We start from the raw sequence: 12,424 nt of genomic DNA, 5'->3' as shown, positions 1-12,424 counted from the left end.
GTAGTGGCGAAACAGCATAAGCTAATTTAAGTCATAGAGATCTCTAAGATCTCTATTTTTTTGCGAACCATTACTTTAGTTACATAACCTTTGTCCTATTAATCGATATAATTTTTAACATGATAGTAGTGTTTTTGACAAAATCTACTTTAATTGTTGTAAAAAAATGTAGAAGAATAAAGGAAGAGGGGAATATAATGAAAAGCTCAAAAGGATTTATTTTAGCACTTATTTTGGGACTAGCATTACAATTAGGCTTTGCTCAATCAACGAAAGCAGAAGAGGAAGATGTAGTTGAATTGGAGGAAGAGGTTGTTGTATTTGAGGATAAAAACTTGGAAAAGGCAATTCTTGAAACTCTAGAAAATCCAGAGTCTATTACTCAAGGAGAGCTTGAAAGGTTAGACTGGTTATCTATTTATGGAGATAAAATAACAAGCCTTGAAGGTTTACAGTATGCGAAGAATCTGACATCCTTATCGATTGAACAAAGCGCGATAACAGATTTAACTCCTATTAGTGAACTTCCTCAGTTACAATCTATCTATCTATCTAATATCGGAGAAACAAACCCGAATTTCATCGAAATCTTATCGAAGCTAACAAATCTGACGAGTTTGGGCTTGAATGGATATGAGATAAAGGATGTTACACCCTATGGAAATTTTAAAAATTTAACTAGTTTATATTTGAGAGACAACAACATTACGGATATCTCAGCCTTAAAAGGTTTAACAAATTTGTTTTTGTTAGATTTGTCTGGGAACAATATTTCTGATTTATCCAATTTGCCGAATGCGTCTATGCTATCTCTTGATAACAATCAAATTACGAATATTAACGCAATCCTTGATTTACCAGGATTACAAGCTTTGTCATTACAAGGAAACCCCTTAAATGTTAGCAAAGGTTCAGCTACGTATGATAGCATCCAAAAATTATTGAAGAAAAACGTGCAAGTGGTGCTTAGCCCTGATAACGTCTTCCAATTGAAAACAAAAAATGTAACGGATGATTCGATTACAATAGAATGGTCCATCTTAGAAAATACGACGCAAATGGCCGACATGGGATTCACCGTATCATTAGATGGGAAACAAGTGGAAGTAATTGAAGACAAAACGGTAAGAGAATATACTTTTACCAATTTAACAAAAGGGAAAGAGTATGAAGTGAGCGTAGAGTTTGGTTTCAACTACGGACAGTCTGGTGGGCCAGAAACTGCTACACTTAAAGTGAAAGCTGAGGGACCAAAAACAACGGTTGTGAAGCCAGTGGTGAGTGGAAACAATGCAACGATTTCGAACGAAAATATTCGCGCAGCTGGATTTAATGGACAATTGGTTATTGATGTTAAAGATTTGAATGATAAGCAAGTCAATGTAGCATTAACAAAAGAACAAATTCAAATGCTTCAAGATAATAATATTAAAGTTGAAGTGGCAAGAGCAGATGTTTCTGTTCAAATCCCTGCCAGTGTTTTAGGAAATGGACAAGACGTAAATATTGTTGTTGATAGATTGGAAAAAGCAGACGGAGCTGTTGGAGCTACGTATGACTTTTCTATTGAAACAGCATCAGGAAATATTTCTAAATTTGCAGTTCCAGTTACACTTACATTCAACGTGGATAAAGCAGGGGTAAAGGATGCGAAAGTTTGGTATTATAACCCGTCTACAAAGAAATGGGAGAAAATTGGTGGTACGTATACAAATGGTGTTGTGATAGCGGAAACGACTCACTTTAGTACGTATACTGTTTTTGAAGAAGAGGTTTCATCTGAACCAGTAACTTCTGGAAATGATGAGTCTGTTAAAACACCTGAAAAATCAGCTGAACAAGAGTTGGGACAAAGACTTCCAGACACTGCTACAAATTCAATGAACATCCTCATCCTTGGTGGACTGCTCCTTGTGTTAGCGGCAGGTATCCTTTTCTATCAAATGAGAAAAGAAAGAGTGTAATATCGATGATTCCTCTCCTATTTTGAATAGGAGGGGATCAGTTGAATGATGTTCATAACAGGAGTTGAATGTGATGTTTACGTTGAAAAGAAAATCCAGCCTTGTTGTGATAGTACTTTTAATTGCAGGTGCTTTATTGATTGCTTATGGCTCTTGGCAAGTGATACACAGTAAAACAGCTCAGGCGAAAGCACTTGATATAGCGAAATCTAAAACTCAATTTGGGTTAGAAAAAGTAGCTCCAACGCAAGAGTTTCCTGAGGTGATTGAAGAAGGAGAAGTATTTGGTATTTTACAAATACCACAGCTCGAAGCAGAGCTTCCGATCATAGAAGGTACAGGGGATAAGGAACTTGAGCAAGGAGTTGGCCATTTTATCGGTACTGCTCTCCCAGGACTCGGGGATCAAATTGTCTTATCAGGTCATCGTGATACCGTCTTTCAACATTTAGGTGACCTTGTTATCGGTGATCAAATCATATTTGAAATGCATAACGGCACGTTTACGTATGAGGTGAAAAGTACTGATATTGTCGATGCAGATGATCGAACGGTCATTCGCACTACGGCACCAAATGAAGTGCTCACATTAACGACCTGCTATCCATTTCATTTTGTCGGAAACGCCCCTGAACGGTATATTGTGTATGCGGAGCCGGTGCTTTGAATATAGAGGTAGAGGATGCTCCAAAAAATCAGGGGCATCCTATTATCTATCACAAACTACATCCCCCGCACTTCTTCATCAAAGATTTCTTTCTGACGTTGAATAATCCCAATTGCTTGATCAGAGACGTTGCTTAGCTCCTTATACAACTCTTTTGATTGGTGTTGGTCCCCTTCTTTGACTTCTTGATAAATTTTTTCTACCAATTGTCTTCGTGTATGTCCTATTCCTCTTAATTCTTCGCCTAATTGTTCTAATTGTTTAAAATCCATCAAAATCCTCCTGTCTTTTTCATTTTCAACCATTATTTTTGCCTAAGTGAAGGAGATTAACCAGAATTGGTAATAAAAATGAAAAAATGGTGAATTTTTCATCTGCCTTTTAGTTTAAAATCAAATGATGGATTGACTTGTATACAAGATTATAGGTATGATGGTATTTAAGAGGAAAATGTCGAAAATTGACTATTATAAGCACATTTATTAAATTTTAAGATATCTAGAATTTTAGAATGATTATTGGGCTTAAAAATGAGAATCATTCTTTGAAATTCGTAATTAAAAACTTCGAACTAGAGAAAGAAGGCGCTTACACACATGAAAAGTATTCGAATAAGACTTACGATTAGTTTTTTAGCTGTTATTTTACTTTGTTCAGGTTTAGCCGTATTTAATTATTTTTCCATCTCAATGATGAATCAAAAGACGAAGGAAGTGACCTCGACGGATTTACCAACATTAATTGCGAGTGAAGAGTTGTCTTATAACATCGCTCAAAGGGTATCTTTACTAAGAGGTATGATGCTTTATAATGAGGATGGCTATAGAAGGGATTACGCTGACTACTACATACAAAGTCAAGATATTCAAAAAGAACTTCTAGAAAATGATCCGTCGGCAGAGATTAGCGAATTAATAGAAATGACTAATGAGTGGAATCTTGTAATTCAAGATGAGGTATTTGCAGCCTACGATAAAGGACTAAAAGATGAGGCTGAGAGAATTTTAGCAACGAAATCCCAGCCGATCGCAGCAAACCTTATAACACGTTATCAAACGCTAGCAAAAACACAAGAAGATAGTGCAATGAAAAATGGTAGTAGTGTTGTGTCATTCGGAGAAAATATTCAATTGATCGGTATTATTGTCTCTATTGCTATCGTTGTTATTGGTTTAGTGATTGCGGTCTATACATCAGAGGTTATTGTAAGGCCGATTAAACAAATTGTAAAAAGAATGAACGATATTGCCAAGGGAGAGTTACCTTCAGAACCAATAAAGACGAAATTAAAGGATGAAATTGGTCAACTTATTCTCTCTGTAAATGCCATGAATGAAAATGTTAGAAACATGATCATTCAAATTGGAAATGTTTCTGAAGATGTAACAAGTCAAGGTGAAGAGCTTACTCAATATGCAGACGAGGTAAGGGCGGGTAGTCAGCAAATCGCTACTTCGATGGAGGAATTGTCTAGGGGTGCGGAAGAGCAAGCAAATTCATCTACTGTCTTAAATGAGAAAATGAATCATTTTGCTCAAGAAATCATGCAAGTAGTCGTAGCTGGTGAAGGGGCAAAAGAACAAGCTGGTACAATGGTTCATTTAACAAATGAGGGCAGTCGTGCGATGGATGAATCCATTCAAAAAATGGCTGTCATTAATGAGAGTATGAAGAAGTCTAATTCTATGGTAAGGGGATTGGATAGTAAAACAAATGAAATTACCCAATTGGTTAACGTTATTCGTGAGATCGCCGACCAGACAAACCTATTGGCGTTGAATGCAGCGATTGAAGCGGCTCGTGCTGGAGAGCAAGGGAAGGGCTTTGCTGTAGTAGCAGATGAAGTGCGAAAGCTTGCTGAACAAGTTAGTAATTCTGTTTCAGACATCACATCAATTGTTACGGATATTCAAAATGAATCCAAGCAAGTGGTAGAGTCATTAGATAATGGTTATGAGCTAGTTCAAGAAGGAACTTCTCAAATTTCTAATACCGGAAGTACATTTGTGAGGATACAAGAAAGTATTGAAGAAGTGGAAACAAGTATCGAATCAATGGCAACATCACTCTACAGTATTCTTGATGACTCTCAATCCATTAATAATTCAATAGAAAACATTGCCTCTGTTTCTGAAGAAAGTGCGGCTGGCCTCGAACAAGTATCAGCGACTTCACAGCAGTCAAGCAGTGCAATGGAAGAAGTATCTAATAGTGCAAAATCACTTGAAGAAAATGCAACAAGATTAAATGAACTTGTGCAGCAATTTAAAATTAGAGACTAATATACATTACAACTGAAAATCATTTAAAAACCTTTCTGTGTACAGAAAGGTTTTTATTTTGTAATAGTTATTTGAAAATAATTATATTTCAGAAATTTAGAGAATCGAAATGTTTTTATGGAAATAGTACTATTAAAACAGTAAAATCTATATATACATCATTTTTCTTATATGAAAATAGTAATAGTTTCACTCTTTTTACAACGAAATATCAAAACATTGTGTCAATGAAAAGGCATGAAAATTATAGGGGGCAAGTATATGAAACGGAGTCTGAAAATAAAAAAAACGCAAAATTCACTGAAGAAAAACTTTCGTTTGAAAAGTATTTCTTTGAAAAATCTGTCGTTCAGTAAACTTAAAGTTCAAGGACTAAAGACAAAAATTCTCCTCGGTTATGGAGCAGTCTTATTACTTCTTATTATTTTGGGAACGAGTGTCCTTTTTAATGTGACAAGTCTCAATCGTCAAATCGAAAAAACGATTCAAGATGACGTTCAGGCGCTCACATATGAATCTGAATTGAGCTACAATATTGCCAATAGAATGGCGCTGTTAAGAGGTTTTCTTCTATTTGGGGATGAGCGTGATAAAGAGCTCTTTGCCGAATATACAGAGAGTAGCGTAGACCTTGAGGGGAAAATTTTGCAAATGGATAAATCGCAAGAACTTGATCGACTCCTTTATGCGAGTAAAAACTGGGGAGAGCTCATTCAAGAACGAGTTTTCACTGCTTATGATCGAGGAGAGGAAGACCTAGCATTAAAAATTGTAAACGATCAGGTGGGGCCGATTGGACAACAATTGATGGATTCTTTTGATCAAAGGGTTAACGAAAAAAAAGAAATGGTAGAACAAAATGGACAGGAACTGATCAATCGCGGGATTGCTGTGAATAGCATCGTTATTATTCTTTCCATTGCAGCCATTGTTATTGGAATCGCTGTTGCCCTATTCCTTGCCAATTATATTGTTAAGCCTGTTCAACATGTCGTTGGAAGAATGAATCAGATCGCTAAAGGAGATTTTACGGGAGAAGATTTACAGATCAAATCGAAAGATGAAATCGGTCAATTAAGCGATTCTGTTAATCTAATGTCATCAAGTTTAAAAGGATTAGTGACAAGTGTACAAAATGTAACAGATCAGGTAGCTGCTTCATCGGAAGAATTATCAGCGGGTGCCGAATTAACAACAACTGCTACAGAGCATGTCGTGAACAATATCAATGAAGTGGCAAAAGGAGCTGAGGTTTCAGCAGAAGTTGCAACGAACAGCGCTCTTGCAATGGATGAGGTAAGTGTGGGAGTTCAAAGAATTGCTGAGTCTTCTTCTGAAGTGGCGGCCATGTCACAGCAATCTACCGATATTGCAAAAGATGGAAATGCCAAGATTGAAAGAGCGGTTGTGCAAATGGGGCGAATTTCTGGAACGGTGGAATCGACTTCTTCCATCATTAAGCAACTTGGAGAAAGATCGAAGCAAATTGGCGACATTGTCACAGCGATAACAGATATTTCGAGTCAAACCAATTTACTTGCGTTGAATGCAGCAATTGAGGCAGCCAGGGCGGGAGAGCATGGAAAAGGTTTTGCAGTTGTAGCGGATGAAGTAAGAAAACTAGCGGAGCAATCACAGGATTCAGCGGCAAAAATTAAAGTACTGATTGAAAGGACACAAGAAGATACAAAGCAGTCGATTCAGTCGATGATGAACGTTGTACATGAAGTTCAAGCTGGAACATTGGATGTGAATGAAGCTGGGGTAGCATTCAAAAAGATTTTAGAAGCTGAAATACTGGTAGCAGAACAAATTCATGAAGTATCTGCGATTTCAGAACAAATGTCTGCTAATTCTCAAGAAGTGTCAGCATCAGTACAAGAAGTTCAAGCGATCGCAACCCAAAGTTCTGAAGGGGCTCAAACGATTGTGACGGCTTCTAGAGAACAACTCGCATCAATGGAGGAAATTTCAGAATCAGCAAAGTCATTAAGTGAAATGTCTGAAGCGCTGCAAAATGAACTTGCGAAATTTAAAATTTAACCTATAAAGATGGTGCCCCTCAGTATTTTAGCGGGCACCATCTTTTTCAATTATTTTTGAATTTGTACATCCTGAAGCTTAATGTATTGGCCATCTGTAATGGTAATATACATATCAGACTGAACATTTTCGTTCGTGACAATGCTATCGATTTGGTGCCTGCTGTCTTTTGAGACTTCTAAATACCCCATTCCGATAGAACTGTCTAGAATCACCTTATATTCACCAGCAGGGATATCTTCTCCAACCTTGAACATTCCGTTTTCATAAAGTCCATCGTCTGGAATAATGGATGGGGCCGCATCAACCGGGTACATCTCTCCACCCTGTAATTTAAAATATTCTCCATCGTTTAACGTCACATAGGAGTGACCGCCACTTGCTAGATTATCATTGAAGATAATACTATCTAATTGGCCAGTGCTATCAGATGCACTTTCAATGTATCCCATACCATTCGCAAATACAAGGTATTCACCCCAGCAGGAATATCAGTGCCCACTTTGTAGACGCCAGCATCAATTTTTGCATCCGTTTCTCCTTCTTCATCGGGCTCTGCAGATTCCTCTGCTTGTTCTGCTTCAACTTCTTCGTTTTCTGCCTGCTCATTTGTTGTTTCATTGTCAGCAGTTTTTTCTTCGGTTTGTGCATTCTCATCGGCGGTGTCAGTATCTGCTGCATCTTCATCTCCACATTGAGTCAACGCAATAACAACAATGATAGCTAACAACCAAAACCACCATTTTTTATAAAAAGGTTTTTTTATTTTGTCTTTTGCCATCCCAAACTCTCCTTTGCTTTTGATATTTTAAAAAAAGAGAATCAGCTATATTATGAGCAGAATGGTTAAGAACTACCCAGAGAATTAAATAAAAAAATATCTGAATAGGATGAATTTTTTTCTTGCGCTTTTTAAAATCATGTTCTATAATCAGTTTTAAATTAATTGAATTTTTACAAACGAAAGACGATGAAGAGAAAAAGTAGGATTTAGTAATTTTACACAGAGAGCTTCGGTAGCTGAAAAGAAGCAAGAATTCGAATCTGAACAATGGCCTCTGAGTTTCGTGCTGAACATATCTTTTACGGATATTAGTAGGTTCCGACGAGATTTGGTACTCGTTATCAATACCACAGTATCTAGGCGAAGGAACAATTATGCCTATGTACTTGTTGAGGCTGTTTTGCGTGAGCAAGCGGTGAATTAAGGTGGTACCACGTGATCTATAAAACACGTCCTTATCCAGTGGTGGATAAAGACGTGTTTTTTTTATTTTCTAGAGGGAGGAATTATTGTGAATAACTACTTGGTGTTACAAACAGATTTTGGAATTAGTGATGGTGCAGTAAGTGCGATGTATGGAGTAGCATTATCCGTTCATCCTGCGATTCGAATATTTGATCTTACCCATGACATTCCCCAGTACAATATTTGGGAAGGTGCTTATCGACTATACCAAACGATCTCATACTGGCCAGAAGGTACGGTCTTTGTTTCTGTCGTCGATCCAGGGGTGGGTTCTGATCGAAGAAGTGTTGTAGTGAAGACAGCTACCAATCATTACATCGTCACACCTGATAATGGAACATTGACACAAATCAAGAAAGAAATTGGCATTGAAGAAGCAAGAATTATTGATGAGAACGTGAATCGACTTCCGAAATCAGGAGAATCTTATACCTTTCATGGTCGAGATGTTTATGCATTTACTGGAGCTAGATTGGCAACAGGGGTCATTACGTATGAACAAGTCGGTCCTGAGATAGAAGTGGAATCGATTATTGAGTTACCGGTATCAGAATCGAAACTGATCAAAGGAGGGGTAACAGGTAGCATTGATATCCTTGATGTTCGTTTTGGAAATTTATGGACCAATATCGATCGGGAACTCTTTAAACAATTAGATATTGTCTACGGTGATTCCTTTGAAGTCACGATTGAAAACGATACACGCCAAGTTTATAAAAATATTATGACGTATGGTCGTTCCTTTGCGGACAGTCATTTAGGTGAACCGCTATTATATGTCAATTCACTCGATAAAATTGGCGTCGCTTTAAATCAAGGTTCATTCGCAAAAGCCTATCATGTTGAAACAGGTGTAAATTGGAAAATTTCAATACGAAAAGTGTCGAATATTAGTTATAATTAGGGAAATTCCGAACGATTTCTAATATTACTAGTATAAATATCTGGTAAAAAAGTAACAAATATTTAGAAAAAAGTTTATAATAAAAAAATATAATAGTTAATAAGGGGTTGGACTTTTTGAAAAGAAATCATTTATCTATTAAAACAATTGTAGCCATTGGGATAGGAGCAGCGCTATTTCTGATTTTAGCAAAATTCGCTTCAATTCCTTCACCGATTCCGAATACTTCCATTCAAACGTCTTATGCATTTTTAGCATTAATGGCTGTTATTTTTGGACCGATTGCTGGAGGATTAATTGGCTTTATCGGGCATGCGCTTAATGATGCGATATCCTACGGTTCCGTATGGTGGAGCTGGGTGATTGTATCCTTATTCGTAGGTGTCGTGATTGGCTTGGCCGCAAAAAGAATGGATATAGAATCAGGTGTCTTCAATGTGAAAAAGGTGATTACCTTTAATATCATTCAAGTAATCGCTCAAGGAATTGGTTGGTTCTTACTTGCACCATGGCTAGATATTCTCATTTATGCGGAGCCTGCGAACAAAGTTTTCGCACAAGGTGCCTTTGCTGGACTTTCCAATATCGTTACAGTTGGGGTATTAGGAACGATTTTACTTTTTGCTTATTCCAAAACACGTAGCCAGAGCAACAGCTTACATAGAGAACTATAGATAGTTTTTGGAGAGGATACGATTGAAAAAATGAAAAAACCAGTCATTGAATTTCGCAACTACAGTTTTAAATACAACAGTCAAATAGAGCCCTCTCTTCACAACTTGAACCTGACGATTTATGAAGGGGAAAAAGTATTGATCGTGGGCCCTTCTGGCTCTGGAAAAAGCACGATTGGTCAGTGTTTGAATGGACTGGTTCCTTTTTCATACAAAGGTGAAGTGACTGGAAGTCTTACGATTAAAGGACAAGAGGCAAAGGAGTTAGATATTTTTACTTTAGCCAAAATGGTCGGAACGGTATTACAAGACCCAGACGGTCAGTTCATTGGTCTTACGGTCGGGGAAGATATTGCTTTTACATTAGAAAATGACTGTGTTGAGCAAGAGCAAATGGCTCAAATAGTTCGTGATACAGCAAAAATGGTTGATATGGAATCGTATTTGAAAGCATCCGTTCATCACCTATCAGGTGGGCAAAAGCAAAGAGTCTCGTTGGCAGGAGTGATGGTTGATGAAGTCGATATTCTATTGTTCGATGAACCATTAGCCAATCTAGATCCGACAACAGGAAAATCCGCGATTGAACTGATTGATCAAATTCATAAACAAATGAATAAAACGATTGTCATCATTGAGCACCGATTAGAAGATGTTCTACATAAAGATGTGGACCGTATCATTGTCATTGATGATGGACGAATCGTGGCTGATGACAATCCAGATGCATTGTTGGCAAGTCCTATTTTAGAACAATACCATATTCGAGAGCCTTTATATGTGAAAGCGGCTAAGCATGCGGGCTGCACATTGACTGAAGAAATGCGTCCAGCTCATATGCACACATTTGAGCTGAAGAACTGTAAGGAAAAGTTGGTTGAGTGGTACGAAAGTGTTGAACGAGGAAGTAAAGTGGAACAGACATCACCGATCTTGGACGCTCAGCATCTCTCTTTTGCCTATCAACGTGATCAAAAAATGATTCATGATCTTTCTTTTACCATTCAAAAAGGAGAAATGGTCAGCATCGTTGGGAAGAATGGGGCAGGGAAATCGACTCTTATCAAGCTTATTTGTGGATTCGAAAAGCTTCAATCAGGGAAGCTTTTCTTTAATGGAAAAGATGTGACCGAGGATTCGATTAAAGAGCGTGCTCTTCGAATTGGAATGGTGATGCAAAATCCCAATCATATGATATCGAAGAATATGATTTTTGATGAAGTTGCATTGGGGCTGACAATTCGAGGAGTTCCGGAAAATGAGATACAGGAGCGAGTAGAACAAACACTTAAAGTTTGCGGATTGTATCCATTTCGAAATTGGCCCATTTCCGCTTTGAGCTTTGGACAAAAGAAAAGAGTCACGATCGCCTCAATTCTTGTATTGGAACCTGAAATTCTCATTCTCGACGAGCCAACGGCAGGGCAAGATCTACGCCATTATACAGAGATTATGGAATTTTTAGTAGAATTAAATCGACAAGGGATGACGATTATGATGGTCACCCATGATATGCATATTATGTTAGAATACACGCCGCGAGCCATCGTAATTACAGATGGACAAATCATTGCCGATGATTCTTCTTCTGCTGTATTAACTGATCGAGCGCTCATTCAGCAAGCAAATTTAAAGGAAACGTCCCTTTTTGAATTAGCGGAGCGGATTGGCATCCATAAACCAAAGGAATTTGTGGATCGCTTCATTTCTTTTGATAGAGAGGAGCGTAAAAGATGGCAGTAGAAATGCTCGCATATATTGACAGAAATACACCTATTCATCGTTTAACTGGTGTAACTAAGCTTCTTTGTTTTATCCTATGGTCTTCCGCTGCCATGCTTACATATGATACACGGATATTGGTATTCCTATTTCTAATCGGAATATGGATATTCATCGTATCGAAGATTGAGCTAAAGGAAGTCTCCTTTGTGCTAATCTTTATTTTAATCTTTTTGATCCTTAACAATATTGCGATCTATGGATTTTCTCCCCAAGAAGGAGTCAAGATTTACGGAACGAGTCATGTCTTGTTTGAAATAGCAGGGAGATACAATGTCACATTGGAGCAAATTTTTTATCAGTTTAATATCAGTTTGAAATATTTCACGGTTACTCCAGTGGCATTGCTCTTTATTGTGACGACTCATCCAAGTGAATTTGCTGCATCTTTAAATAAAATTGGTGTGAGCTATCGAATATCCTATGCGGTTGCGTTAGCCTTTCGATATATCCCAGATGTGCAAAGGGATTTTCGCAATATCGCATTGTCCCAACAAGCACGAGGGCTGGATATGTCGAAGAAGGAAAAGCTACCGAAAAGGGTGAAAAATGCTGCATCTATTATTATTCCACTGATTTTATCTAGTCTCGATAAAATCGAGACGATTAGCAATGCCATGGAGCTTCGCGGCTTCGGGAAAAATAAAAAGCGAACCTGGTATAGTTCTCGCCCTTTTCAAACGAGTGATTATATTGCGCTGTCATGTTTTATGATCATGTTGGTTGCGACTCTCATTATTACTTTCCATGACGGAAATCGTTTTTACAATCCGTTTCAATAATGCAAAAAGGAGATCTTCTTCAGTTTGAAAAAGTTCTCCTTTTTATTTGGAATTTATAAATTCCCTCGACTTGTGGA

Annotated in this window: 11 protein-coding genes and 1 other annotated feature; of the genes, 8 read left to right on the top strand and 3 right to left on the bottom strand. The window is 37.6% G+C overall.

All coding sequences use genetic code 11. The features are described from left to right. Window positions 1-197: 197 nt before the first annotated feature. Together BMSHG_RS23870 and BMSHG_RS23865 are read left to right on the top strand one after the other, a co-directional pair. The gene (locus tag BMSHG_RS23870; protein ID WP_019156984.1) at window positions 198-1,964 is read left to right on the top strand and encodes a leucine-rich repeat domain-containing protein; all 1,767 of its coding nucleotides are present in this window, start codon (window positions 198-200) and stop codon (window positions 1,962-1,964) included. A gap of 73 nt (window positions 1,965-2,037) precedes the next feature. Next, on the top strand, window positions 2,038-2,631 hold the full coding sequence (locus tag BMSHG_RS23865; protein ID WP_019156983.1) for a class D sortase: 594 nt from the start codon (window positions 2,038-2,040) through the stop codon (window positions 2,629-2,631). A gap of 56 nt (window positions 2,632-2,687) precedes the next feature. Here the strand turns inward: BMSHG_RS23865 and BMSHG_RS23860 are convergent, their stop codons facing one another. Next, window positions 2,688-2,903 (bottom strand): hypothetical protein, encoded by a 216-nt coding sequence (locus tag BMSHG_RS23860; RefSeq protein WP_019156982.1) that lies wholly within the window; start codon window positions 2,901-2,903, stop codon window positions 2,688-2,690. A gap of 324 nt (window positions 2,904-3,227) precedes the next feature. On the opposite strand from BMSHG_RS23860, the gene BMSHG_RS23855 reads away from it, so the two are divergent. Then, window positions 3,228-4,913 (top strand): methyl-accepting chemotaxis protein, encoded by a 1,686-nt coding sequence (locus tag BMSHG_RS23855; protein WP_019156981.1) that lies wholly within the window; start codon window positions 3,228-3,230, stop codon window positions 4,911-4,913. Between the two features lie 261 nt (window positions 4,914-5,174). Beyond that, window positions 5,175-6,956: a methyl-accepting chemotaxis protein gene (locus BMSHG_RS26905; protein ID WP_019156980.1), complete on the top strand. Its 1,782-nt coding sequence runs from the start codon at window positions 5,175-5,177 to the stop codon at window positions 6,954-6,956. Between the two features lie 50 nt (window positions 6,957-7,006). Here the strand turns inward: BMSHG_RS26905 and BMSHG_RS26900 are convergent, their stop codons facing one another. Next, entirely contained in the window at window positions 7,007-7,408 is a 402-nt protein-coding gene (locus BMSHG_RS26900; protein ID WP_026073604.1) for a hypothetical protein, read from the bottom strand. After that, window positions 7,366-7,737, bottom strand: coding sequence for a hypothetical protein (locus BMSHG_RS26895; RefSeq protein WP_019156978.1), 372 nt, complete (start codon window positions 7,735-7,737; stop codon window positions 7,366-7,368). The genes BMSHG_RS26900 and BMSHG_RS26895 overlap by 43 nt, the downstream gene beginning before the upstream one ends. A 180-nt stretch (window positions 7,738-7,917) precedes the next feature. Further along, window positions 7,918-8,200 (top strand) — a binding site (T-box leader). 51 nt (window positions 8,201-8,251) lie between these two features. Between BMSHG_RS26895 and BMSHG_RS23835 the strand changes: the two genes are divergently transcribed. The 4 genes from BMSHG_RS23835 to BMSHG_RS23820 all read left to right on the top strand — a co-directional run bounded on the left by BMSHG_RS23835 (window position 8,252) and on the right by BMSHG_RS23820 (window position 12,347). Beyond that, window positions 8,252-9,109 carry an SAM hydrolase/SAM-dependent halogenase family protein gene (locus tag BMSHG_RS23835; protein WP_019156977.1) on the top strand — a complete coding sequence of 286 codons (858 nt, stop codon included), beginning with the start codon at window positions 8,252-8,254 and terminating at the stop codon, window positions 9,107-9,109. Between the two features lie 116 nt (window positions 9,110-9,225). After that, complete coding sequence (locus BMSHG_RS23830) at window positions 9,226-9,783, top strand: ECF-type riboflavin transporter substrate-binding protein (RefSeq protein WP_019156976.1); 558 nt, start codon at window positions 9,226-9,228, stop codon at window positions 9,781-9,783. A gap of 30 nt (window positions 9,784-9,813) precedes the next feature. Then, entirely contained in the window at window positions 9,814-11,526 is a 1,713-nt protein-coding gene (locus tag BMSHG_RS23825) for an ABC transporter ATP-binding protein (RefSeq protein ID WP_026073603.1), read from the top strand. After that, a complete protein-coding gene (locus BMSHG_RS23820) occupies window positions 11,517-12,347 on the top strand; it encodes an energy-coupling factor transporter transmembrane component T family protein (protein ID WP_019156974.1) in 831 nt (276 codons plus the stop codon). The genes BMSHG_RS23825 and BMSHG_RS23820 overlap by 10 nt, the downstream gene beginning before the upstream one ends. Window positions 12,348-12,424: the final 77 nt, after the last annotated feature.

Source organism: Robertmurraya massiliosenegalensis JC6 (assembly GCF_000311725.1).
Taxonomy (GTDB): Bacteria; Bacillota; Bacilli; order Bacillales; family Cytobacillaceae; genus Robertmurraya; species Robertmurraya massiliosenegalensis.
Note: the sequence above shows the minus strand (reverse complement) of the source record. Positions and strands in the feature narration are given on the sequence as shown.